The organism is Colwellia sp. MT41 (assembly GCF_001444365.1).
Classification (GTDB): Bacteria; Pseudomonadota; Gammaproteobacteria; order Enterobacterales; family Alteromonadaceae; genus Colwellia; species Colwellia marinimaniae.
In genome coordinates this window covers 2,296,931-2,323,089 of record NZ_CP013145.1, presented here as the reverse complement: position 1 = coordinate 2,323,089, position 26,159 = coordinate 2,296,931, and the positions used below count along the sequence as shown (strand labels likewise).

At 38.6% G+C, this 26,159-nt stretch carries 18 protein-coding genes and 2 tRNA genes; 10 read left to right on the top strand and 10 right to left on the bottom strand.

The features are described 5' to 3' along the window. Window positions 1–91 precede the first annotated feature (91 nt). From CMT41_RS09950 to CMT41_RS09940, 3 genes are all read left to right on the top strand, one after another. Window positions 92–168 (top strand) — tRNA-Asp (locus CMT41_RS09950). Between the two features lie 186 nt (window positions 169–354). After that, window positions 355–431, top strand: a tRNA-Asp gene (locus CMT41_RS09945). An 884-nt stretch (window positions 432–1,315) separates the two neighbouring features. After that, window positions 1,316–3,136 carry an acyl-CoA dehydrogenase C-terminal domain-containing protein gene (locus tag CMT41_RS09940; RefSeq protein ID WP_058027169.1) on the top strand — a complete coding sequence of 607 codons (1,821 nt, stop codon included), beginning with the start codon at window positions 1,316–1,318 and terminating at the stop codon, window positions 3,134–3,136. Between the two features lie 105 nt (window positions 3,137–3,241). Here CMT41_RS09940 and CMT41_RS09935 read toward each other — a convergent pair whose 3' ends face one another. The 3 genes from CMT41_RS09935 to CMT41_RS19125 form a co-directional block, all read right to left on the bottom strand. Further along, window positions 3,242–3,922 carry a TetR/AcrR family transcriptional regulator gene (locus CMT41_RS09935; RefSeq protein ID WP_083494261.1) on the bottom strand — a complete coding sequence of 227 codons (681 nt, stop codon included), beginning with the start codon at window positions 3,920–3,922 and terminating at the stop codon, window positions 3,242–3,244. A gap of 148 nt (window positions 3,923–4,070) precedes the next feature. Continuing rightward, entirely contained in the window at window positions 4,071–6,500 is a 2,430-nt protein-coding gene (gene fadE, locus CMT41_RS09930) for an acyl-CoA dehydrogenase FadE (protein ID WP_083494260.1), read from the bottom strand. A 149-nt stretch (window positions 6,501–6,649) separates the two neighbouring features. Beyond that, window positions 6,650–6,793 (bottom strand): hypothetical protein, encoded by a 144-nt coding sequence (locus tag CMT41_RS19125; RefSeq protein WP_157466351.1) that lies wholly within the window; start codon window positions 6,791–6,793, stop codon window positions 6,650–6,652. A gap of 820 nt (window positions 6,794–7,613) precedes the next feature. On the opposite strand from CMT41_RS19125, the gene CMT41_RS09925 reads away from it, so the two are divergent. Further along, the gene (locus CMT41_RS09925; protein WP_057181151.1) at window positions 7,614–8,417 is read left to right on the top strand and encodes a class II glutamine amidotransferase; all 804 of its coding nucleotides are present in this window, start codon (window positions 7,614–7,616) and stop codon (window positions 8,415–8,417) included. 193 nt (window positions 8,418–8,610) lie between these two features. On the opposite strand, the gene rlmF is transcribed toward CMT41_RS09925, so the two are convergent. The 3 genes from rlmF to CMT41_RS09910 form a co-directional block, all read right to left on the bottom strand. After that, the gene (rlmF, locus tag CMT41_RS09920) at window positions 8,611–9,516 is read right to left on the bottom strand and encodes a 23S rRNA (adenine(1618)-N(6))-methyltransferase RlmF (protein WP_057181150.1); all 906 of its coding nucleotides are present in this window, start codon (window positions 9,514–9,516) and stop codon (window positions 8,611–8,613) included. 44 nt (window positions 9,517–9,560) lie between these two features. Beyond that, window positions 9,561–10,043 (bottom strand): DUF2947 domain-containing protein, encoded by a 483-nt coding sequence (locus CMT41_RS09915; protein ID WP_057181149.1) that lies wholly within the window; start codon window positions 10,041–10,043, stop codon window positions 9,561–9,563. A gap of 312 nt (window positions 10,044–10,355) precedes the next feature. Beyond that, on the bottom strand, window positions 10,356–10,709 hold the full coding sequence (locus CMT41_RS09910; RefSeq protein WP_058027167.1) for a hypothetical protein: 354 nt from the start codon (window positions 10,707–10,709) through the stop codon (window positions 10,356–10,358). 394 nt (window positions 10,710–11,103) lie between these two features. Here CMT41_RS09910 and CMT41_RS09905 point away from each other — a divergent pair, with 394 nt between their 5' ends. Next, a complete protein-coding gene (locus CMT41_RS09905; RefSeq protein WP_058027166.1) occupies window positions 11,104–12,174 on the top strand; it encodes a sel1 repeat family protein in 1,071 nt (356 codons plus the stop codon). Window positions 12,175–12,260: 86 nt separating this feature from the next. Here CMT41_RS09905 and dinG read toward each other — a convergent pair whose 3' ends face one another. Continuing rightward, window positions 12,261–14,399 carry an ATP-dependent DNA helicase DinG gene (gene dinG, locus CMT41_RS09900; RefSeq protein ID WP_058027165.1) on the bottom strand — a complete coding sequence of 713 codons (2,139 nt, stop codon included), beginning with the start codon at window positions 14,397–14,399 and terminating at the stop codon, window positions 12,261–12,263. Between the two features lie 89 nt (window positions 14,400–14,488). Here dinG and CMT41_RS09895 point away from each other — a divergent pair, with 89 nt between their 5' ends. After that, on the top strand, window positions 14,489–17,026 hold the full coding sequence (locus CMT41_RS09895; protein WP_083494259.1) for a DNA polymerase II: 2,538 nt from the start codon (window positions 14,489–14,491) through the stop codon (window positions 17,024–17,026). Between the two features lie 178 nt (window positions 17,027–17,204). Beyond that, entirely contained in the window at window positions 17,205–18,386 is a 1,182-nt protein-coding gene (locus tag CMT41_RS09890; protein WP_083494357.1) for a cystathionine beta-lyase, read from the top strand. A 594-nt stretch (window positions 18,387–18,980) separates the two neighbouring features. Here CMT41_RS09890 and CMT41_RS09885 read toward each other — a convergent pair. Beyond that, window positions 18,981–20,327, bottom strand: a complete 1,347-nt coding sequence (locus CMT41_RS09885) for an alkaline phosphatase (protein WP_058028197.1) — start codon at window positions 20,325–20,327, stop codon at window positions 18,981–18,983. 676 nt (window positions 20,328–21,003) lie between these two features. Here CMT41_RS09885 and CMT41_RS09880 point away from each other — a divergent pair. The 3 genes from CMT41_RS09880 (at window position 21,004) to CMT41_RS09870 (ending at window position 23,596) form a co-directional block, all read left to right on the top strand. After that, window positions 21,004–21,354 (top strand): HIT domain-containing protein, encoded by a 351-nt coding sequence (locus CMT41_RS09880; protein ID WP_057181144.1) that lies wholly within the window; start codon window positions 21,004–21,006, stop codon window positions 21,352–21,354. A 210-nt stretch (window positions 21,355–21,564) separates the two neighbouring features. Beyond that, window positions 21,565–22,641, top strand: coding sequence for a sensor histidine kinase (locus tag CMT41_RS09875; RefSeq protein ID WP_058027163.1), 1,077 nt, complete (start codon window positions 21,565–21,567; stop codon window positions 22,639–22,641). Window positions 22,642–22,753: 112 nt separating this feature from the next. Next, window positions 22,754–23,596 carry a LytR/AlgR family response regulator transcription factor gene (locus CMT41_RS09870; RefSeq protein ID WP_058027162.1) on the top strand — a complete coding sequence of 281 codons (843 nt, stop codon included), beginning with the start codon at window positions 22,754–22,756 and terminating at the stop codon, window positions 23,594–23,596. A 78-nt stretch (window positions 23,597–23,674) separates the two neighbouring features. On the opposite strand, the gene pyk is transcribed toward CMT41_RS09870, so the two are convergent. Both pyk and CMT41_RS09860 read right to left on the bottom strand, forming a co-directional pair. Beyond that, on the bottom strand, window positions 23,675–25,129 hold the full coding sequence (gene pyk, locus CMT41_RS09865) for a pyruvate kinase (protein ID WP_058027161.1): 1,455 nt from the start codon (window positions 25,127–25,129) through the stop codon (window positions 23,675–23,677). Window positions 25,130–25,213: 84 nt separating this feature from the next. Next, on the bottom strand, window positions 25,214–26,062 hold the full coding sequence (locus CMT41_RS09860; protein WP_057181140.1) for a MurR/RpiR family transcriptional regulator: 849 nt from the start codon (window positions 26,060–26,062) through the stop codon (window positions 25,214–25,216). Between the last annotated feature and the right edge of the window lie 97 nt (window positions 26,063–26,159).

The following is a 26,159-nucleotide window of genomic DNA, read 5'->3' as shown; positions in this document are numbered from 1 at the left end:
ATAAGATAGCGGCCTGTCACAGCGGATGTCTTTCGCGGGTTCGAGTACCGTTCACTTACCCTGGTGATAAACTCGAGATAACAAGATATGCGGAGTGGTAGTTCAGTTGGTTAGAATACCGGCCTGTCACGCCGGGGGTCGCGGGTTCGAGTCCCGTCCACTCCGCCAATTTTGTTGAAATCATCATAGTTGCTGCGACATAAGAGTCGTTAAAATCTTAAAACGAAATACAGCGCAGTGGAAGTTCAGTCAGTTAGCTTTTTATAAGATAGCGGCCTGTCACAGCGGATGTCTTTCGCGGGTTCGAGTACCGTTCACTTATCCTGGTGATAAACTCGAGATAACAAGATATGCGGAGTGGTAGTTCAGTTGGTTAGAATACCGGCCTGTCACGCCGGGGGTCGCGGGTTCGAGTCCCGTCCACTCCGCCAATTTTGTTGAAATCATCATAGTTGAAGCGACATAAGAGTCGTTAAAATCTTAAAACGAAATACAGCGAATCGGTAGTTCAGTTGGTTAGCTTTTTATAAGGTAGGCGGTCTGTCACACCGAATGGTTCTTCCCAGGTTCGAGTCCCGTCCACTCCGCCAATTTTGTTGAAATCATCATAGTTACTGCGATCTAACAGTCATTAAAATCTTAAAACGAAATACAGCGAATCGGTAGTTCAGTTGGTTAGCTTTTTATAAGGTAGGCGGTCTGTCACACCGAATGGTTCTTCCCAGGTTCGAGTCCCGTCCACTCCATCAAATTTTTTTAAAATCATCATAGTTGCTGCGTCATAAGAGTCGTTAAAATCTTAAAATGAAATACAGCGAATCGGCAGTTCAGTTGGTTATCTTTTTATAAGGTAGGCGGTCTGTCACACCGAATGGTTCTTCCCAGGTTCGAGTCCCATCCGCGCCACCAATTTTGTTGATCATCTAGCATATCCCCCCTTGATATAAACACACAGTTAAACACAGAATGTCTGCTAATACGGAATAACATCCCATATTTTCCTTCTATAGCATTAACTAGCCGCAGCTTTATCTTAAACATTTACCAAAGATAATTGATTATCAATTACTTACCTTGTTATTTTTATTTGCATTAGCACTTAATTTCTTCATCTTTATAATTGATTTTTATAGCGCTTTGCGTAGTTAAGCCTAGGTTTATGCTTTTATATAGCGGGTTATTTTGCTGGCAAATATTTGTTGTCTATTGTCATTATTAATAAAAAACTAAAAAAAGCTTGAATTAGTGGTACGACCAGTGCTTTAATCTAGCTATAAAATTATAAATAGTTCACTAAATTTGTCGGAGAAAGTTAATGCTAACTTATAAAGCACCCATAGCAGATATTAAATTTTTGCTTGAAGACGTATTCAATTATTATGATCATTATAAAAAATATGAAGAATTTGAAGAAGCAACGCCTGACTTAGTGGATGCAATTCTGCAAGAATGTGCAAAATTTTGTGAAAATGAATTACTGCCTTTGTATCAAAGTGGTGATAAAGAAGGTTGTCACTATGATAATGGCAAGGTAACAACACCTAAAGGCTTTAAAGCAGCTTATCAACAGTACATTGATGGCGGCTGGTCTTCGTTATCGCATTCATTGGAATATGGTGGACAAGGTTTACCACCTTCATTAGGCATGGTGCAATCAGAATTGACAGGCACAGCCAACTGGTCTTGGGCAATGTATCCAGGCCTTAGCCATGGTGCCATGAATACTATTACTACCCATGGTAATGATAAGCAAAAAGAGTTGTATTTAACACGCTTAATTCAGGGTACTTGGACCGGTACCATGTGTCTAACCGAGGCGCAATGTGGTACTGATTTAGGGCAAGTGACAACGAAAGCCGAGCCAAATGGCGATGGCACTTACAATATCACCGGCACTAAAATATTTATTTCTGCAGGTGATCATGACTTGACGGATAATATTATCCATATCGTCCTAGCAAGATTACCAGACGCGCCAAAAGGCACTCGTGGCATTTCCTTATTTATTGTACCAAAAATAAAAACGGATCAAGACGGTACCCTAGGTGAGGCAAATAATGTTACTTGTGGCTCAATAGAAGACAAAATGGGTATTAAAGCTTCTGCGACAGCGGTTATTAATTTTGACAATGCCGTTGGTACGCTAATAGGTCCAGAGAATAAAGGTTTAGAATGTATGTTCACCTTTATGAATACTGCGCGTATCGGTACAGCGTTACAAGGCGTTTGTGCCGCAGAGCTAGCTTTTCAAAACTCATTAATTTATGCCAAAGAACGTTTATCTATGCGCTCTTTAACAGGAAAAAAATATCCTGATCAAGTTGCTGACCCTATTATCGTTCATCCTGATGTGCGTAAGATGCTGATGACACAAAAAGTGATTTCTGAAGGCGGCAGGGCAATGATTTATTATACAGCTAAAATTGTTGATGATATTTCTATGGCAAAAACCGAAGCAGAGCGTCAAGCAGCAGATGATCGTTTAGGTTTTATCACGCCTATCTTAAAAGCTTTTTTAACTGAACTTGGCACTGAAAGTGCCAATCATGGTTTACAAATTTTTGGTGGCCACGGTTATATTAAAGAGTGGGGCATGGAACAAATAGTACGAGACGTAAGAATTTCTACGCTTTATGAAGGCACCACAGGTATTCAGGCACTCGATTTATTAGGTCGTAAAATATTAATGACTCGTGGTAAGTCTTTAAATGATTTCTCTAAAGAGGTCCTTGGCTTTTGTAAAAACAACAGTTTAATTTCAAGTAATCCACATAAACGTAAAATGAATCGCTTTATCTGGCCATTGGGTAAGGCTATCGCTAACTGGCAACAGTATTCAATACGCTTAGCACTCAAGGCTAAATCGAATCGTGATATTGTTGGCTCAGCATCAGTCGACTTCTTGATGTATTCTGGCTATATCGTCATGGCTTATTTTTGGGCTCAAATGGCGCAATCTGCTTATGAAAAATTAGCTGGAGATGTTGAAAATCGTGACTTCTACCGAGCAAAAATCAAATCAGCTGAGTTTTATTTTGAGAGAATGTTACCTAGAACTAAGTCTTTAGCTAAAACTATGATGACAGATCCAAAAAGCATAATGCAACTTGATCAAGAATTGATGTCGTTTCTTTAATTCATAACTAAAGTAAACTAAACTAAGTTTTAGTCTTTAGTACAAAAAAAGGCCCGGTAACTATATATTATAGTTAGCGGGCCTTTTTTATTAACCATTTATCAATTATTTTAGTGACATAATCCAAGCAATAATCCTGCGAGTTGTCTGTGCAATTAACTCGCTATCAATGTTTACTTGCATGGCAAGTTGAGCATATTGCAGTTGAGAGAAAACCGTGTACATTATTTTAGCATCGAGTTCAGGATTCACTTTGTTAAAAAATCGACATAGCTGCTCATAAGGTACTAACTGAGCTAATTGATGTTCTTGGGCAAGCAAGCGTAACTCTGGCGTTACTTGGATCTCGGTTAACATTAATTGTTCGACAGCAAGAGATATAGCTTGGTGTTTGATGTTGTCAATTAAATGCTGAGATGTCATTTCACTCAATTGTAGACACAATGCTTCCTTAACTGCTGTCTTTCTTAGTTCTTTCTTCTCTATTTTAGTAATAAGGATACAAGCGGCGGCTAAGTTTGTATCAGCACGCGAGGTGATATGTTCTGCATTCAATTTAAATGCTTGATTAATAAGTTCTTGAATATCTTTAAAATAATAAGTCGTTAAAGAAAGCTGTAGTTGTGCATGGCTGGCAATGGCACGGTGGGTAGTCCCTTTTATACCATTGAGCGCTAAAACCTCAATCGCAGCAATCAGAATTTTCTCGCGTGTTCTTTGCCCTTTTGAGCGACGTTTTACCGGCATATTCGTCTGCTCTTGGGGCATTATCTCTTTTACGGGCATGTTCAGCTCAGTTAAAGTATTAGTTTTATCATTATATTTACCTTATGTTAACATCGTTTCTTGCAACTGATAATATTTAAAAGGCACTTTATATATCCATACTACAAATTAGCACAGTTACTAAGGTGGATTTTAGTACATTATTTATCTAAATTTTGGGCTTAAATGCAGATAATTCTTTACTATCAAAGTCGTCTACGGCAATAACCCATTGTCGCCCAGTCTCTGCAGTCGTTAATAACTCTGCTTCATCTTTAGAAATAATGTTTTCAGACAGCCCAAGCTCGGCTACTTTATCTAGTTGATAAAATGGTAATGTTTTATTTAAAGCACGACAGATTTTTTCATGAATTGCTTCACAATTGATAATATCCTCAAGTACTTGTTCTAATTTACCAAAAATATTATTGCCATCGCGAGTTAAATATTGCCCTTGACCTAAGCGAGTACGACTTGCACCAGGTGTTTGTAGTATTCTTGCTACCTTTTGCGCTATTTCATCACTTGGTTTTTTCAGCCACATACCTAGAGGGAATATTATCAGCCGTAAAAGTTTTGCCACCACCTTGTTCGGAAAATTACTAATAAGCTCGTCAATGGCATGTTGTATACTATAGAGACAATCTTCAACGGCATGCTGAACAAAGGGCAGATCAGCAGTTTTTCGGCCCTCATCATTGTATCGTTTTAAGGTGGCACTCGCTAAATATAGCTGGCTAAGTACATCTCCTAACCGCGCAGAAATACGTTCTTTACGTTTAAGCTCCGCACCCAGTATAAGCATGGAAATATCCGAAAGCATCGCTAGGTTGGCACTAAAGCGAGTAAGTAATTGATAGTAACGGTGAGTTTCGTCATTAAATGGGCTATTCAAGAAGCGTGAACCGGTAATTGAGCACCATAAACTACGGCTAATATTACTGATAGTAAAACCTATATGTCCAAAAATCGCATGATCAAAGTCATTAAGCGCTTGTTCACTATCACTATTATTGGCAGCTTCTAACTCTGCCAGCACATAGGGATGACAACGAATGGCGCCTTGACCGTAAATAATTAGACTGCGGGTTAAAATATTAGCCCCTTCAACGGTGACGGCGATAGGTGCCCCTTGATAGCCGCGTGCTAAATAGTTGTTCGGTCCCAGGCAAATACCTTTACCACCGTGAATATCCATGGCATCGATAATGGACGAACGCATCTTTTCGGTTAGGTGATATTTGGCTATGGCTGAAATAACAGACGGCTTTTCACCCAGATCTATGGCTCCGGTTGACATCGTGGTGACGGCGTCCATGAGATAGGCATTTGCGCCTATGCGAGCAAGTGGCTCTTCAATACCCTCCATTTTACCAATGGGCATTTTAAATTGTCGTCTTATCCTGCTATAGGCTCCAGTAGCTAAAGCCACGGTTTTAATACCACCGGCACTATTTGACGGTAAGGTAATAGCACGACCTATAGAAAGGCATTCAACCACCATACGCCAGCCTTGTCCAGCCATAGCAGAGCCACCAATGATAAAGTCAAGTGGCACAAAAACATCAGTACCTTGTGTTGGACCATTTTGAAAGGGAATATTTAAAGGGAAATGTCTACGGCCAATAATAATATTAGGTAAATTGGTTGGAATAAGGGCACAGGTGATGCCCCACTCTTTTTTATCTGAGAGCAGTTGGTCCGGGTCTTGTAATTTAAATGCTAAGCCTAACACTGTCGCAATAGGGGCTAAAGTGATATAGCGTTTATCCCAAGTGAGTTTCATACCTAAGACATCTTTGCCTTCAAACTGGCCATGACAAATAATGCCGTAATCTGGAATAGCACCCGCATCAGATCCTGCCTCTGGACTGGTAAGGGCAAAACAAGGGATTTCTTTACCTGAGGCTAAACGTGGTAAGTAATAGTCTTGTTGCTCTTTAGTACCATATTCTTGTAATAATTCACCTGGACCTAATGAGTTAGGAACTCCTACAGTACTGGCAAGCACGGAACTCACCCCAGTAAGTTTTTGTAAGACACGAGATTGGGCAAAAGCGGAGAACTCTAGGCCGCCATATTTTTTTTTAATGATCATGGCAAAAAATTTGTTTTCTTTTAAAAATTTCCATATCTCTGGTGGTAGATCGGCAATTTCATGAGTAATATGCCAATCGTTAACCATGGCGCAAACCTGCTCAACAGGTCCATCGATGAATGCTTGCTCTTGGGGGCTCAGTCGCGGTCGAGGGTAATTATGTAATTTTTCCCAATCAGGGTCACCGCGAAATAAATCAGCATCAAACCATGTGGTACCGGCATCAATGGCTTGTTGTTCTGTTGAGGACATTCGTGGCATTATTTTCTTGAAAAGAGCCAACAAGGGCATACTAATAAACTGTTGGCGGATATTATCTATATTCAGTGGTAGTGCGATTACAGCAAAGAGTAACCAAGATACTATACCTATTATGTTGAAAAAAGACCCTAAGGCCATCAGTGCGGCAAAGGCTAAGGTAAAACTAGATAATGTTGTTCTGGCATAGCTCATAAACCAAGTAAGCGAAAATGCGACAAATAACCAAATAATAATATCCACAGGAATCCCTTTTAGTGTTTTTTGATGTGATGCTTAATATAAGAAAAAGTATTTGAATTTAAAATAATTTTTTGTCAACGATGTACTCTATTTATAGAATAAATTGTTGCTTTAGCCAAGCATATTTTACTTTTAAGTTAAGAGGTTAACTATGTATTAAGTGCTATCAATGGCACATTGTCATGTAAGAAATATTTTTTAGCACCATCAGAATTAGCACTATCAGAATTAGTACCATCAAATGGTAACCTGCTGTCTATATCAATGTTGCTGTAAAAATATGAGATGGCCATTTTTTACCCATGTCACTTTAGGTGTACGGGTGAAATTTTCAAGGATGCGGCGGGTACTAGTAAGGAAATATGCGCCATTATTGTAGCCGCATGCTAAATCAGGCGTATCAATCATTCATTATGATAGATATAGCTAGGTAAGTGAGAAAATCGCCGGCGGGAATATGTGGATAGTATTTTTAATGAAAAAGGTAATAAATAAAAATATAATAAATGCAACAACACAGTGGCATACAACACGATAAAGCTACGGTATACAATAGCGTGTAATGTAATGTAATGTTTTTATTCGTAACAAGGAGTTACAATTTTCATTGTTGTATTTGTTTTTAAAGTGTACCAGGTCAAATGTACTGGTTTTTACAGTTAATAATTGAAGGTTTTGTTAAAACCGGTAAGTTATTAACTGTTTTTTTTAATTAACTTTAAATTTTAAAGATTCAATGATGTTGGAATTATCCAGTGTAAACATGACTAAACTTCAACGTGCTGCTCAAAAACTCACGATAAAAAAGGGAGATGAAGCAGTAACTCCTAATGATGGCGCTGGTGGTATTTAATCCGCCTACCTTAAGTACTCACCCTCACCTAGGTGTTGGCCCATCACAACAAGCCCCAGCTTTTACTACACTAAAAGAAAGTGTGGTTAAGTTATCTAGTGACTTAACGCCAATTACAGCTTAATATTAATTAAAGCTAAACGGATTTTTGATCTGTTTAGCTTTTTATTTTCTATAGTGACCCCCTTACTGACACTGCACTGAATTTCCAAGGTTGCCAGTTCGATTAAGTTACTTGTTTTAAAAGGATTAATTGATTTATGTGTGAGCTCTTAGCGATGAGTGCCAATGTGCCAACAGATATCTGTTTTAGTTTTAGTGGTTTAATGCAGCGTGGTGGTAATACTGGGCCACACAGTGATGGTTGGGGCGTTACCTTTTATGAAGGCAAGGGGTGTCGAAGCTTTAAAGATCCCATGCCTAGTGCACATTCGCCTATCGCCGAGCTGGTTACTAAATACCCGATGAAGAGTGAAGCGGTAGTTTGCCATATCAGACAAGCTAATTCTGGCGCGGTATGTCTTGAAAATACCCACCCGTTTGTTCGTCAAATGTGGGGTAAAAATTGGACTTATGCACATAATGGTCAGTTAAAAGACTTTAATAGTGAGCTACCTATTCACTTTCATTTACCCATTGGTACCACGGATAGTGAACATGCTTTTTGTTGGATACTTGATCAATTACACTTAGAGTTTGGCGCTAAGCAGGTAGAGGCTAAAACATTATTTGGCTTTATCGCGGCACTTACGGCAAAAATTGATAAGCTTGGCGTTGCCAATATTATTATTACTGATGGTGAATACATGTTCGTGTATTGCTCTACTAACTTGCATTGGCTCACTCGTAAAGCCCCCTTTGGTCAAGCAAGTCTTATTGATGCAGAAATGGCGGTCGATTTTCAAAAAGAAACCACCAGTAATGATATTGTCACTGTTATTGCGACAAAACCGCTCACCGGTGATGAAACCTGGCATAAAATGGCGCCAGGGCAATGGCAGTTATTTCGCTTGGGAGAGTTGGTTACGGGTGGTCTTGCTAGTACAGATAACGAAAACGCTTAGGGGCTTTAATGTCCCTAAATGGCCGCATATCTTAAATTATCGCTCACTTGTGCGGGTTAAAATACTCCATGTCAGCGTTGCTCTCAATCCCAATAGCTCGCTATTGCTCAATCGAGCGTCTTGCCCTGATTTATTTTTCCTGTGCACAACAAGACCAAAAACTTAATAAAAGAGGTATAAGTGTCTTATTAGGTTAACTAATATCATAAAAACTCCAAGCAATAAAGCGACTTATCTTTTGCCCTTGAGCCATTTTAATCACTTTGATTTGTTTTACTTGCGCTTTTTTTAAATAGAATTTTAGTTTTGACAGGTGCTCTTTTTTCGAGACTAAACAGGTAAACCAAAGTACCTGTTGCTGATAATTCTTACTTTCCTTAATCATTTTATCAATAAAGGCTAATTCACCACCTGGACACCATAGTTCAGCTTTTTGTCCGCCAAAATTTAGTTTTTCTGTTTGCTTTTTCGAGGGGGTGCTAGCTTTATTCAAATTTTGCCATTTTCGCCTAGTGCCTTGACTTGCCTCTGCTAAAGAACGATGAAATGGCGGGTTACATAGGGTTAGATGATAAAATTCATCTTCAGCGATAATACCATTAAAGATATGATTGCTATTGGGTTGTAAACGACAGCTAATCGCTTGGTTGAGTGTTTTATCAGCTGATATTATCTGTTTTGCCACCTTGATTGAAATGGGGTCAATATCAGAGGCGACAAAATGCCAGCCGTATGCTCTTTGCCCTAAAATAGGGTAAATGCAACTGGCTCCTGTGCCTATATCGAGCACTTTAACGGGTTTCTTCGCAACTAACCGTGTTGTTGCCGTTGCCGTGAGTAAGTCATGGAGATGGTGAATATAGTCAACTCTTCCCGGGACAGCGGGACATAGGTAACCATCAGGTATATCCCAGAAGCTGATATGATAGTCACTTTTTAATAAAGCGGCATTAAGTACTTTAATTGCCAATGGATTAGCAAAATCGATGGTATCTTGGTTATTATATTTATTTTTTATAATAAAAGGTGATAATTCAGGATGTTTTTTAACTAAAACCGTAAAGTTATAACCTTGTTTATGGCGATTGTTTTTATGCAAAGTAGGACCGTTAGAATAAAAAGTTGATTTGAATAGCGGATTGCTTAAGAATTGTTTGGTTTTTGGCCAACTTTAAAATAGCCATTACTGGTAAATTGCACCACTTGTTGACGTTTTTTACCCAGCAAAATAGGGCCATCATCCATAAACAAAAAGTTTTTCCAACAACGTTTGAATATTAACCAATTTGTCTCTATGACATTATCTCGGGAATTACAGTAGTAGACCACGGTATTTTGATCCCAGTCTAGATGTTGGTCGATTAACTCAGGTAGTGCGGCTTCATTGCTGTCCCATAGCCCCTCCCACTTTCCTTGCTCTAACCAGTTGCTATTATCTGAGGGCCAATCGCCTTTTTTGAAAAAGTCTGGGTGATCTACTTGGCGAGAAATAAAGGTGTCCCATACTATATTGGCACGTTCGATACTCAGAGGTTTTATTTTTGCTAGATCCGATTCAGCAATAGGTAAACTCTTATGCTTGAAAATCCAAGCATTTTTTAAACTTTCTAGTGGCAGGTAATTCATTAACAATACTCAAAAAGGGAAACAAGGTAATTATACCCAGCAATAGCGAAATAAAAAAGCGCTAGATAAAGTAACATATTGTCAGGTGTCTCAATGGCCGAATAATAGTCATGGTCTAGGGTACATTAACGCTTGCGCGAGGGGATGCTGAGGCAAATGTGTAGCGTTTATCACTTTTCTAATATGCAGATAAGAATTTAGCCTAAATAACAACTTGCTAGCTGCAAAATAACCCGTTGATGTTGTAACTGGCCATTTTGTCGCTACTGATACCTTAAAAGTAAAAAGCAGCTGAAATTTACTTTACTGGTTTTATTCGCTGATATTATCTGCTTTGCTTTTTTTTGCAATTCGATAGGCGTCAAAAGCGGAAAGTCCCCAGATAGCTAGCATTACATAACCTACAGTTGTTAGCTGAGGATTTTCTAATACGCCTTGCTCAATCAATGCTTGTCGGATTGCAGCAACATCAAGAGAAACGTCCCCTCGCATAATACTGTCAATGACTTGTTGACTCTTAGTCAACAAGTCATTGACAAAACCCAATAGTAGGTAGGCAAAGCTAGCGATAAACCCTAAGGCTATTGCATATTTTTTTAATAGTAAATGTCCAACGCCCGGGAATATAAGTAATGATAATAAGGTAACTTTAATTGTTTTTTTCATGTGTAAACTGTAAATAAGACAAGTGAGGTACTTGGCATCTTATCCTGATAAGTCAAGTTAGGCTAATACAAAATAATAGCCGCTACGTTAACAAAGAGAGAAAATTTGTCAGGTAAAAGGCTATTTTTGGCACAATAATCAAACGATTGTTTTAATTGCTATAAAAATGTATACTTAAAACCATTAAAATATTCGTCTAAACAATTTAAATAATTTTAATAAACTCAGATGCTTGCGATGTGAATTAAAGCCATTGCTACTGGGCATCTTAGTGTCATGTTGAAGTGGTTTTAGTGTAGCAATACAAATGTTAAATCAAAGTAACATAAAATTAACGCTTGTTTAATTTATGTTCAAATGGTATTAATTATGAAAATAAAAATAAGGAGCGGTTATGCCACAAGCAGCAGTTCGCCAATATGAGGAAGATGGAGCTTTGCCCGAAGCAGAAGTTGAGCAACAGGCTGTATCAGAAGCAGAATCTGAAGAAACATTAGCTAGTGCCGATACTCCAAGCGCAGAAGATAAACAAGATGAATCCTATTACCATTATACTTTAGATACTAAGGATCCCGATCCTTGGCTGACCAAGCATAGAAGTAAAATAATCGCTGTGGTTGTTTTTGCTGCAGTTGCGCTAGCGGTTAGTATTTTTTATAAAAACTATCTATTAAGCGAGCAAACAAAAGCTATTGTCGCTGCGCCTCAATTGAATGATATTTATTATATCGATTTCCGAGTCATTGAAGATAACCTTCGCCCCGCGGAGAAATTTCGTATGGCAAAAGTTAAAGATATTACCGGCGATGTAGTCACGCTTAACTTTAGTAGCTTTTTTTATCCACAAGAGCATGAGTTGAATGAAACAATACGTTATGCGCTACTGAGGTCCGAAAGTTTTTTCCAAGAAAAACGTCATAATTATAATGCTGCAGAATTACAAGGAATGATCACTTCAGGTGCTATCCTTTTGGCTCGTCGCCCAGAAAATAATATACTTGACGGTAATGTAGTTGTCCCAGATTCACATTTTGAATCGACTTCGGTATTCATTCCAGGTAAAAAAGAAAACTTTATTGGCTTAGAGTATTTAAAGTTTGCTGAAAGCGGTAGTGAATCAGCACTAGCAATAGCATTAGTGAAGGTTCAAGAGTCTGCAGATCTTGGCTTTGCTCAAGGTCAAGTCAATCTTGCTCAAATGTACCTTACCGGCACAGCGGTACGGAAAAGTTTACCTGCAGCGCTGGTTTGGTTTAAAAAAGCCTCTTTGCAGGCCTATAAGCCAGCAATATTTAAATATGCCATCGTTTGTCAACAAGTTAAAAGTTGTGCTATAGCCGATTTTTACCAAGAGCTAGTTAAAGCGGGAGTGAATATTGACTTTACTAAACAAGTCGATATTAGAGCGACAACAAAGGCTTATGCTAAAGCATTAGAATATGCTCGAGGTAAGAAAGCGTATTAAATACCCGTTAAAGGCTTAAAACTTTATTTAAGCCTTTTTATGGCGTACAGGACAGTTTATTAAAGCAACAGTCAAACCAGCTTAAATTATTTTTCATACACTCGGCTAAAAGGCGGCAAAGAGTCGAGTATTTGCTTACCATAGCGTTTGGTTACTACACGTTTATCCAGTAAGGTTATAATACCTTTATCCCTTTCATTTCGTAATAAACGACCACAAGCTTGTACCAATTTTTTCGCTGTATCAGGTACAGATAAGGTCATAAACGGGTTACCACCTTTAGCGGTGACATATTCAGCTTGAGCTTGTTCAACTGGCGAAGTTGGCACCGAAAACGGCAGTTTGGTGATAATTAAGTTAGTAAGGTAGTTTCCAGGTAAATCTAGCCCCTCTGAAAAGCTTTGTGTACCAAAAATAATACTTTCTTTGTTATTATCGCAACGTTTTTTATGCTGTGTTATTATTTGTTGTCGCGATAATTCGCCTTGCACCATGATTTCAATATCACTTTCATCCCTGAGTGCTTGTGCGACCTTATTCATTTGCCAATAGGAAGAGAATAGCACCAAGCTGGCACTTCCTTGGGCAAGGTATTTTGGTAATTTAGCAATTAATTCATCAGTGAACTCTTGTGCGCTGGCTTCATTTTCCATATTAGCTATAACTAATTTCGCGTTATGCTGGTAATCAAAAGGGGAGTCAACGTATTGATATTGACTGCCATCATTATTTTTTAAACCCACCTGAAAGCGAAAGTGGTCGAAGGAATTTAAGGCCCGTAAGGTTGCTGAGCATAATACGGCACCTTCACATTTGCTCCACAGCATATCTTCTAAGGCAAAACCTACTTCGATAGGGGATGCGCTTAATAGGTAATCATGACGCTTAGAGGTCAGTTTCTGTAACCAACGAGCCATAGGGGCTGCTTTTTCACTATCAGTTTTAGCATACATAAACCATAGGGCTTGTAAATTGTCTAAACGTTGCAACATAAAGCCAGCTTCAGCCAGTAATGGCTCGGCTAAATACAGTTGGGTATCGCCATCTTTTACCGATTCAATAAGTCCGTTATAGAGTTTATTTAAATGGGCTAATGATTTTTTACTTAAGCCTTGTAAATCTTCAGCCCAGGTTTTTAATGTTGGTGGGATGATGCCATTTTCAAATCGATACACTTGTTCATCATGTTGAGATTTCTTAGTAAATTTATTGTTCTGGGATAATGAATCATTTTCTTGAAAATAAGTATTGGCATTAGCGTCAATGAAATTAACTACTTTTTGCATTTCCATGAGTAAATCTTGGCAGTCATCGCCTAATTTAGTTGCCGGAGAAATAGCACTTTTTGACTTAATCAATTTAGCCATTTTATCGCCAGTTTCTCCGAGTTTAGTTAACCACTCAATTGAGCCTTTTAGGCTAATACTGGCACTGGAAAAATCACGGGTTACCTTGGCTAGGTGGTGCGCTTCGTCAATGATATAATAGGTATCTTCTGGTGATGACAGTATTCTACCGCCACCGAGCTCAAGATCGGCTAATAATAAACTATGATTGATAACTAAAACATGAGCTTGGTCCATCGTTTCACGTGCTTTGTGAAAAGGACAGTGACTATGCTCAGCTAAATGTTTTAAACAGCTATGTTTATCACTTTGTACCTGCTGCCAAATATGTTGAGGTAGCTGGGTTTTCCAAGAGTCAATATCGCCTAACCAGGAGCCATCAACAAGGGCCTTGTGCATGGCATTGAGTGTGCGAACATCTTTTGCATCGGGCTTTTCTGCAAAAGTAAAACCAACTTGAGCGGCTTCATTATCTGAGCCAGTGGTCACCGCTTGGCTTAATTTTTGTCGACAGACATAGCGTTGTCTGCCCTTGACTAAAGTAAATTCAAAATTTAAGCCCGAGTGTTTTTTAAAAAAAGGCAGATCTTTGTCGACTAATTGTTCTTGTAAGGCGACAGTGGCCGTTGAAATACAAACCTTTTTATCTCGATCAAGCGCTAGGGGAATTGCGCCTAGGCAATAAGCGAGGGATTTTCCTGTACCTGTGCCAGCTTCAATAGTAATTATCTTTCTATCTTTACTGTATTCACCTGCTAGAGTTTTAGCTATTTCGGCAATCAGTAAAGTTTGTTGTTTACGAGGATTAAAGTGAGGTAAGTTCTCGCCGATGGCTTTATAGGCCTGACGAATAGCTTGTTTTAACTTATCAGATAACATTGTTACTAGTTTCCAAAAAACAGGATATCGGTTACACTGCTGTATATATTAACAGGTTTAAGCGCTTCACACGAAAAAAACACCATAAAATGGCAACTTTTAACAACATCAATATCAATAGCGGCTTTCTACTTACCCGCCAAGTGCAAGATAGCGCCAGTGGTTTGCAAGTTACCCTTTGGCTGAAAAGTAGCTCTGGCCCAGTTAAACTGCAAATAAAGCATGAACTTGCTGTTTTTTTTGTTGAACATCATCAATTAGAGATTGCTCAAGGTATATTGACTGCCCAAGATATTCCTTTAGCAAAATCTCAACAATTATCATTAAAAACCTTTGCTCAGCAAAAGGTTGCTGCCCTGTATTTTAACTCACTGCGCAGTTTTTACCGTGCTAGAGAGGCCTTAAAAGCTAAACAAATAAAATGTTATGAAGATGATATTCGCCCCGACGACAGATTCTTAATGGAGCGCCATATTACTGCAGATATTACTTATGTAAGTGATGTTATGACTAAAGGGCTAGGTGATTATATTGATGGTAAGCCAAGTAATGACAGCGATAAAGCTTCTCAGGGTTACCAATTAATAACACAAGCTAGGTGTAAGCGCGCTACAGCACAAAGTGACATTAGCCTTACTATGCTCTCTATAGATATCGAATGCTCTATGCAAGGGCAGCTATACTCCATTGGTTTGTACGCCTGTAATACTAATACCTCGGCTAGTAAAGATGAATTTAAACGGGTCTTAATGATTGGTGAGCCACAAGCAACGAGCGAAAATTATATTCAATGGCTAAAAGATGAAAAACAGCTATTGCAGCAATTTATTGAGGCAGTGAATGTATTTGATGCCGATATTCTTATTGGTTGGAACGTCATCAATTTTGATTTTATCTTATTACAAAAACGTTGTGACTTATATGGTATTGAGTTTGCTATTGGCCGTGATGGTAGTAGTCCTAATTGGCGTAAAAATGCCAATAACCCTGAGCAAAATTTTATTGAAATAGCAGGTCGTGTTGTCCTTGATGGTATCGATTTGTTGAAAAGTGCTACTTATAGTTTTGCTAGTTTTTCACTTGATAATGTCGCCCATAAGCTACTTGGCTTGGGCAAAAAGGTGGTTGATGTTGATAATAGAGTAGAAGAGATCACCGACAATTTTAACCATAACAAACCAGCACTGGCCGCTTATAACTTAGAAGATTGCCGCTTAGTTTGGCTTATTTTTGAAAAAACTCAGTTACTGGCTTTTGCCCAGCTAAGGGCGCAACTTACGGGTTTAGCCATTGATAGAATAGGTGGCTCTGTGGCGGCATTTACCAATCTATACTTACCTAAGTTGCATCGCAGTGGGTATATCGCCCCTAATATGGGGGATGGTGACTCTGGTCTAGTATCTCCTGGTGGCTATGTTATGGATTCAATACCGGGCCTGTATGAAAATGTTTTGGTACTGGATTTCAAGTCGTTATATCCCTCTATAATACGTACCTTTAAAATTGATCCCATGGGCTTAATTGAAGGTCTTGAAGAGGTTCGTGCGCTGAAGTCAGTGAAAGACAAGGACGGGCATTGGCATCAAGATAACCGTCTTCATGTTATCAAGGGCTTTGATGGCGCTTATTTTTCCAGAGACGCGCACTTTTTACCTGATATCATCGAGACCCTTTGGTTAGAGCGAGATAAAGCTAAATTACAAAAAAATGCCGCTTTATCACAAGCCATTAAAATTATTATGAACAGTTTTTATGGTGTTTTAGGCTCTAGCGGGTGTCGGTTTTTTGATCCTCGACTTTCGGGCTCTATTACCAAACGAAGCCATGAAATCTTAAAGAAAACCAGTCGTTGGATCACCGCAAAAGGCCATAAAGTCATCTACGGTGATACCGACTCCCTTTTTGTTTATATCGGTGCCGATAAATCAAAGCAACAGGCAACGAAAATAGGCCTTGAGTTACAAAAATTTATTAATGATAAATGGCAATATACCCTGCAACAAGAATTTAAAATCACTAGCCAATTAGAAATCGAATTTGAAACCCATTTCACTCAATTTTTAATGCCTAAAATACGTGGTCTTAATAGCAATAAAAATACCGGCAAAGGTCAAAATGATATTGGTACTAAAAAGCGTTATGCCGGTATTGCTAATGGTGTGATGATCTTTAAAGGCTTGGAAACAGTGAGAAGTGATTGGACCGAGTTAAGCAAAGACTTCCAACAAGAGCTTTATCGGTTAGTGTTTAACGATGAGCCCATTGATGAATATATTAAAATGATAGTGGCTAATTTGAAGCATGGCCATTATGACAATAAATTGATTTATCAGAAAAAAATTCGACGAAAGCTCAGTGATTACGTTAATACACCGCCTCATATTAAAGCGGCACTGATTGCCAATAAAAAGTTAACAGCGCAGGGTAAAGAGCAACAATATAAACATAGGAGTACCATTAGGTATGTAATTACTCTAGAGGGGGTCCAGCCCTTAGAGTTTAACGACAGTAAACTTGATTATGATTTTTATGTGGAGAAACAACTTAAGCCAATAGCAGATGATATTTTACCCTTTATTGGCCGAGACTTTGAGTCGATTGCTGGTGACCAGTTAGGTCTTTTTTGACGATTATTTAATGGCTGCTATGTTTTTTTATTTTAATTACATTTATTTTCAATTTTTATTAACAATTTCTAGTCAGTAAGCTTTAATCAGGTTGTAAATGCTTTATCATTATTTAGATGGCTAGATAGCTGGAATAAATTTTTATGCGCTTAGCTAAGCCCCTTTGATGGAAGTTGATATGAAACATGATACTAAAATAGTAAAAGCTGGACGAAACGCAAAATGGACTAAGGGTGTGGTCAATCCTGCAATTACCCGGGCATCAACGGTTGTTTTTGATACGGTTGCCGAAATGAATCATGCCGTTGCCAATCGACATAATCAAACCATGGTTTATGGCCGTCGTGGCACCACCACAGCTTTTGCTTTTAGTGAGGCCATGACCGAGTTAGAGGGCGGTGCTGGTTGTGCATTATACCCATCGGGTACTGCTGCTATTACCAATGCTATTCTAGCTTTTATCCAGCAAGGTGATCATATTTTAATGGTGGATACTGCTTATGAGCCTACCCGGGATTACTGTGATAAAATATTAGCTAAAATAGGGGTTAGTACCACCTATTATGATCCTATGATCGGTGCTGGTATTGAAGCTCTGATCCAAGATAATACCCGTATTGTTTTTTTAGAATCTCCCGGCTCAATTACCATGGAAGTACAGGATGTGCCGAGCATCAGTGCGGTTGCCCATAAACATGGCTGTATTGTTATGCTTGATAATACTTGGGGCGCTGGTATTAACTTTAAACCGTTTGATTATGGTGTCGATATTAGCGTGCAAGCGGCGACTAAATATATTGTTGGTCACTCTGATGTTATGCTGGGTACCGCAACGGCAGTAGAAAAACATTGGCCGCAACTTCGTGATTACAGTTATTTAATGGGTCAATGTACTTCCCCAGATGACTTATACCTAGCGTTGCGTGGTATTCGTACCCTAGTCGTTAGATTAAAGCAACATCAACAAAGTGCAATTACCGTTGCTACTTGGTTAACGGCACGACCAGAAGTCGCTAAAATTTTACATCCCGCTTTTGCGTCTTGTCCAGGGCATGAGTTTTTTAAGCGGGATTTTTCTGGCTCGAATGGCTTGTTTTCATTTGTACTTAATTGCGGCAACAAAGTCGCATTAACCGCATTTTTGGATGGTTTAGAGCACTTTAAACTGGGCTATTCATGGGGCGGTTTTGAAAGTTTAATTTTGGGTTTTAGTAATGTAAATTCTATTCGTAGTGCCACTAGCTTTGATTGCGAGTTCCCATTAATTCGCCTCCATATTGGTTTAGAAGATGTTGAAGACTTAATCAGTGATCTTGAAAGTGGTTTTGAACGATTTAATAAAGTTCTAGCTGATGGTTAAGTGTATTTAATAAAATTTTGCTTCTGTTCCACAATACTGTTGTCTATATTGTCACCTTATGATTTTATAATGAGTATTGCTGAAGTGATAACAGCGAGTTTCATAAGCATGACGGTATATGGATAACCTTGTTAGACAGTGCAGGAGCACACTGTGCTTATCTTGTATCGTGTCCCCTCGGATGGGTGTATTCAGGACGAACGATATATCGCGGTGACAGGATGTCAAAGAGCGTGTACGCGTCTCGCTTGTTTACTCAGCTACACTAAACTACAACACAGTGAAAAAATTTACTGATAAACTGACAAATAAGCGCACTATATTTTGTGCTCATTTGTCAGCTATGTATATTTAGTTAACCTGAACTCTGGATAATGAGTGCTTGATGTATAAGTAAAAACAACGACTTACGGTTGTTAAGAACAAAATATACAAGATTAAGTAGCAATATACACTATCAATGTTTCAATTTATTCGATTATCAAGGCAAAACGTTTATGAATAACGGGTTATTTATCGACGTGTTAACGCTGAGAATCGGATAAAGGGGAATATTGAGCAAGTGCTGCTTATCCAGAGTTCAGGTTAGTTACCTTATTTTCCTAATAAGGTAAATATCTTTTTAGCAATATCGGTATTGTCTAATTGGCCGCTAAACTGTTCACTTTGCTTGCCAAAAGCAAATACTGGCACATCAATGGCGGTATGGCCCGTTGTGGTCCAGCCAGTATTGGTACGTTTATCAATGATAGTCAAAATTTCCTGGCGATAGAATTCTTTAAGTTCTGGCGCTTTTTGTGCTGTTTTTTCTGTAGCGCTTAACAACAAGTGCAGTGTTGTCGCTTGCTGGTAACTAGCGTTCACCTGAATTATTTGTTGGAATTCTTTGCTGTTTAAGTCAAAGTTTAGCCACTGATTGATTTCCTGAAGATTTAGCTGGTCGTTAGCGACAATATTTTTCGCTATTGTTGCTGGTGAATGCTGCATGGTACGTAATATTTCAGGATTCCAGCGATAGTCTTTATTGGCCGCCAAGGTCAAGCCACCAGTACTGTGATCCGCGGTTAATACCACTAAGGTATCAGGGTTCTCTGCAACGAATGATTCTAAATATTCCATCACTTTGGCCAAGTCATCCATTTCATGCATGGCCGTCGCGATATTATTATCATGTCCGCCCCAGTCAATTTGGCTAGCTTCAACTAATAGAAAAAAGCCAGCCTCGTTTTTCAATTGCTTAGTCGCAGCCTTGGTTAAAAGTGTTAGTCGGTGTTTATTACTGTCATCAAGCGCCCAAGGCAAGCCAAGGTCGGCAAATAAACCAATGACAGGTTTATCGTGAACTAATTCAGTTAACTGGCTGTAACTATCAATGTATTGAAAGCCCGCTTGTTTAAATTCATTAACGATATTTCTATCGTCGCGAATATAGTTTTTCCAGCCACCACCAAAGTAGACATCAGCTTTGATGCCATTATCGATATAGCTATTTGCCAGCTGGTCATAGTTTCGGCGGCTTTCATTATGTGATAAATATGAGGCAGGTGTGGCATGGTTAATACGCGAAGTTACCACTACGCCGGTCTTCTTACCCTGTTGTTTAGCCCATTCAAGTACCGTTAGTAACGGTTTTTTATTTATATCAACACTAATGGCGCCATTATAGGTCTTTATGCCAGTTGCTAGTGCTGTAGCCGCTGCAGCCGAGTCGGTCACATAACCTGAAACAGGTGCCGGGTAAGTACTGGCGAGACCTTTTAAATGTCTGTCAAAAACTGTTTGCTCTATTTCATCCGTTGCTGGATTATCATTAAAATACCGATAGGCAGAGGTGTACGCTGGTCCCATGCCATCGGCAACAACCATAATGATATTTTTAGGTAAATCTACTTGCTTTACTTGACCCTGCTGCTTCATATCTGTAGCAGTTGCATTATTCATAGTTAGAGCAACAGCACTTAATAAGGTCAGTGTAGAGAAAAACGAGGTATACTTTTTAGCACTAAACATAGGGCACCTGAGCATGTGAAAATGTGTAATTCTAAACAGTCACCTTAGCTTTGTCTATCTAATGACAGTAAGTAAGCTATTATTAGAATATCTAGGCAAAACAGAGCCTTATTATTTTCAGCTGGACTATATTTCGGCTGAAATTTGTTTAGTCAGATAAAAATAGGCATTTACCGCTATGAGCATTGAAAAATTGTACCTAATCGAAGCCATTAACATCAAACTAAGCAAAAATTTAAACGTGGAAAAAGTGAAGCCGAGCCGATGTAGCCGTGGTCGCTACTGAGTTTAGCGCAATCGTTGCGCTGAGCTTGATAAATAATGAAGGTCGGTCACCATTTTAGCGCAGACCTCTCTGATGGCCGATTCAATTAAGCATGCTCGCTGACCATAAGGTTTGCACTTTGCCGGGCATGCTAAAGCACAGTTTTTATCACAAAGCAGGGATTAATATCCATGCCAGCCTTAATAAACAATATGCATGTTATCGCTAGCTTAACTAGCGTGTTGCTTAAGGTTAATAAACTACAGTAAAGAGTGATTTATATTTATATAAAGGTAAACTAGTCAATAAAATGTTTAGTAATTGACAAAGGAAATAATAACCATGACTGAAGAAACCATTTTTTCGAAGATTATACGTCAAGAAATCCCCACGCCTTTATTATATCAAGATGACTTAGTAACCGCTTTTAGAGATATATCGCCACGTGTAGATAGTCATATTTTAATTGTGCCCAATAAGCACATTGCCACTATTAATGATGTCACTAGTGAGGACGAATTAACTTTAGGGCGTATGATTACTGTTGCCAAAAAGCTTGCTAAAGAAGAGGGTATTGATGAGGATGGCTACCGTTTAATTATCAATTGTAACAGCGATGGCGGTCAAGAGGTTTACCACATTCATATGCATTTATTAGGTGGGCAACCATTGGGGCCATTGCTTTGTTGTTAGGTTTATCTTTTGGGGAAGTCAAATAGACTCTGTTAGATGGCCTGTTAATCACTGACAACCTACCTTTAGCGCTAATGGCTACTATATTGTCTTTGCTAAGATAATAGCTTGATTATCTTAGTTACTATGCGATAAGTCGCTAGTTTACTAAGGTCAAAGGCAATGAAATCATTTAATTATTAGCGCATACTTCCTTATAGCATCCTTTAAATGGTTACGTTTGTGAATTGGAAAGAATTACTAGAAAATAGAAATCGTTTATTTTGGCTGGTCCATACTGCTGGTTGGTTTGGCTTTGCTTTTGTACATTATCTTGGCTCATTACAGCATGATTTGCGTGATATATTTGTGGTAATTATTTTTCTTAACGCTTACGCTGGATGGTTGTTTACCGTACCCCTTCGCTATATTTATCAAAAAGCGTGGAACTTTCCGCCCATTAAAATTGCCTTGGTGGTGATACTTTCATCTTATTTCACCGGTGTATTATGGCAAATAGTTAAAAATATTAACTATTGGGAAATCTACAAACACGGTTATGAGCCAGAATTTTGGTATATGTATACCCGTTCCACGTTAGGCTCTTTTTACATTATTTTAAGTTGGAGCGGCTTATACTTTGGTAGTAAATACTATCAAATGCTGCAAATAGAAAAGCAAAATGTCCTTAAAGCGAATGCTGTGGCACATCAAGCCCAGTTAAAAATGTTGCGCTATCAATTGAACCCTCATTTTTTGTTTAATACCCTCAATGCTATTTCAACGCTGATTTTGGTGGCAGAAAATAAAACCGCTAATTCTATGGTCACTAAACTCAGTGAATTTCTCCGTTACTCCTTAGATAAAGATCCGATGAAAAAGGTTAGTTTACAAACAGAAATACAAGCCTTACAACTATACTTGGCAATAGAGCAAGTGCGTTTTGAAGATAGATTACAGCTATATTTTAATATAAACGAGGATTGCCAAGCAGCGTTAGTACCCAGTATGATTTTACAACCATTAGCTGAAAATGCGATTAAACATGCTATTGCCGTACAAGAGCAGGGGGGTTGCATTACCATTTCGGTACAGCGTTTTGCCGACGACTTATTAATTGAAATAGCTGATAATGGTCCAGGAGCTGATATTATCGATGGCAACTTACACCGAGAGCGTGGTGTCGGTTTAGTGAATACCCGCGAGCGCTTACAAGCTTTATATCATGAGAAATTTTCGTTAGTTGTTTCCCATAACCAACCGACAGGTGTTAAAGTGAATCTACGTATGCCATTCGAACTTAATTAACAATAAAGTATAGTTAACTTCGTCAAGTTAAGTACCGCGTTGCTCTTTACCGTAACTCATAGCAAGTGGCTCAATAAAGTAGTGTAATTGGTATAATAAATTAGGAATCATTATGTCTCTATCAACCATCATTGTTGATGATGAACCACTGGCTCGAAAGGGGTTAACCATACGTTTACAAGCCCATGATAATATAAATATTATTGAGCAGTGTTGTAACGGTAGAGAGGCATTAGCAGCGATACGTGCTTATCAAGTGGATCTGATGTTTCTTGATATTCAAATGCCAGGTCTCAACGGTTTTCAGGTGCTCGAAAGTATTATCGAGCAGGGCTTAACTATGCCTATGGTGGTTTTTGTCACCGCCTTTGATCAATATGCAATTAAAGCTTTTGAAGTACACGCGTTGGATTATTTATTAAAACCAGCCGATGAAGTCAGACTGGCGCAGACCATTAAAAAAATACAACAATATTTTAAAAGCAGCGCCGATAGTGCACATAAATCGAAATTAGTGCGTTTAGTGAGTGATGTCACGGGCAATGATTATCAGAAAATTTTAACGGAATTAGAGAATAATCAAGAATTAACATTATCTAACTATTCAGATATCTTGGCAATTAAGGATGCCGGCGAAGTGAACCGTGTACCGGTAAAAGATATTCTTTGGATTGATGCTGCTGGTGATTATATGTGTGTACACACCTTGGAAACTAAGCAAAACATTTTACAAGAAAATACCTATATTCTTAGAAAGACCATGAAAGAACTAGAACTGTGTTTAGATCCTAAGCAATTTATTCGCAATCATAGGTCGACCATAGTGAATAAGAATGTTATTCAAAAATTTTGTAGCCAAGTCAATGGTGAATATTTTTTAGTATTGAAAAATGGTAAAGAATTGAAGGTGAGTCGCAGTTATAAAGATAAAGTTAAGCAGGCCGTTAATAGTTAGTTAAGCGTTTACTTTCATCGCAATAAAAAAGGCCAGATGTTGATAACATCTGGCCTTTTTTAGCCTTAATTCTGCTTGTTATTTACTAAGGTGTTTTTTAGTGACGGTTAACACTTTTAAGGTATTCGATGCACCAACAGTTTCCATGATATCACCGTGCGTTAAAATTAATTTATCACCAACAGCTAGGTCAATGTGACCACGGAGCGCTTTTAATATCTCATTCGATAAATTGTCATGATTGACCTTGCTTGAATCAAATTCAATAGGGTAAACTCCACGGTATATTGCCGTTTTATTCAATGTTTTTGCATGACGAGATAAGGCGAAAATAGGTAGACCTGAGGTAATGCGTGACATTATTTTAGGGGTTTGACCTGACTCAGTTAACGCTATAATTGCTTTAACGCCTTCTAAATGGTTAGCGGCATACATAGCGGATAAGGCAATCGTTTCTGAAACTTCACTGAAAGTAAGCTCAATTCTGTGGCTGGAAACATTTACCGAACGGTGTTTCTCAGCACCTAGACAAACATTTGCCATCGCTTTTACGGTTTCAACCGGGTATTTACCCGCCGCTGTTTCGGCCGATAACATTACCGCATCAGTACCATCTAACACAGCGTTTGCTACATCCATAACCTCGGCGCGAGTTGGCATAGGTTGCTCAATCATGGTTTCCATCATTTGTGTGGCGGTAATGACCACACGGTTTAGTTGACGAGAACGGGCGATAATATGTTTTTGTGTACCAACAAGCGCAGCATCGCCAATTTCAACACCTAAATCACCACGGGCAACCATAACAACATCTGAGGCTAAGATAATTCCGTCAAGAATTTTATCATCATTAACGGCTTCAGCACGTTCAATTTTAGAGACTAAACGGGCATCACAACCAGCTTCTTGAGCGAGTAAACGCGCTTCGCGCATATCGGCTGCATCACGAGGAAATGAAACTGCCAGAAAATCAACATCAATTTTAGCGGCAAGTTTAATATCTTCTTTATCTTTAGCCGTTAAAGCTGGGGCAGTTAGGCCACCACCTTGTCGGTTAATGCCTTTATTATTAGATAATGGACCACCAACAGTCACTATCGTAAACACTGACGTGTCAGAGGTCGATAATACTTTTAATTGTACGCGACCATCATCAAGTAATAAGATGTCATCGGTATTCACATCTTGTACTAATTTTTTATAATCAATACCTACTTTTTCTTGGCAGCCTTGACCTTTTTCTAGCGTGGCATCTAATTCAAATTTATCACCAATGACTAATTTAATGGGGCCATTTTTAAAGGTAGAAACACGAATTTTTGGACCTTGTAAATCACCTAATATACCAACATAAATGCCAAGTTCTTTCGCTATCTCTCTGACATTTTTTGCTCTATCAATGTGATCTTGCGGAATACCATGAGAAAAATTCAGTCTAACTACATTTACACCCGCAGCTAATAAATCTTTTAAAACTTTTCTATCGTCAGTTGCAGGACCTAAGGTAGCAACAATCTTTGTTCTTCTTGGCATTTTAATCCTCTTACGTTTTTTAATTAGGTTTATGGCTTGATTAATGATGGTTGAAATACAGTGTCAAATCTTAGAACTAAATACTTAGTCTTTTTTTTCGAAGCGTGAACTTCTTAAACTATCTTTTACTTTTTTTAAGTTGTCTCTAAATTTACTACCACGACGTAGGGTAAAGCCTGTCGCTAAAACATCAATTAAAGCGAGTTGGGCAATGCGTGATGACATAGGCATATACAGGTCAGTATCTTCACAAACATCAACGGACAATACTATGCTACATTCCTTAGCAAGTGGCGTACCTTTTGCAGTAATGCCAATAACCGTGGCGTCGTTTTCTTTTGCTAAATTAGCAACTTCAACCAGTGATTTAGTACGACCTGTGTGAGAAATCATAATAACCACATCACCTTGGCGACTATTTATAGCACTCATACGTTGCATTAATATGTCATCAAAATAAACAACAGGCACATTAAAGCGGAAAAACTTATTCTGGGCGTCATGGGCAACGATGGCAGAAGCTCCTAAACCAAAAAATGAGATTTTGCTGGCTTGGGTTAATAGGTCGACCGCGCGATTGATATCATTTGAGTCTAAGTTTTTACGGGCTTGTTCAAGACTTGCCATCGTTGATTCAAATATCTTGTCGGTATATTCTTCAGCCGTATCATTTTCATCGACATGGCGGTTAACGTAAGGTGTACCATTAGCTAGGCTTTGCGCAAGATGAAGTTTAAAGTCGGGGTAACCTTTAGTATCTAACCGACGACAAAAACGGTTGACTGTTGGTTCACTGATCTTAGCTTGTTTGGCCAGTGCCGCAATACTTGAGTGAATAACAGTACTTGGTGACGCTAAAATGACTTCCGCTACTTTACGTTCTGATTTACTGAGCATGTCTAGTTCGTTAGTGATCTTTTCTAATATATTCATTATGGTCTGATCCTAGATCGTCTTTATCTAAATATTTAAAGTACATTTAAACGATATTTGAATGATAGCCAACATTAATTAATGGGCAATTTTGTCT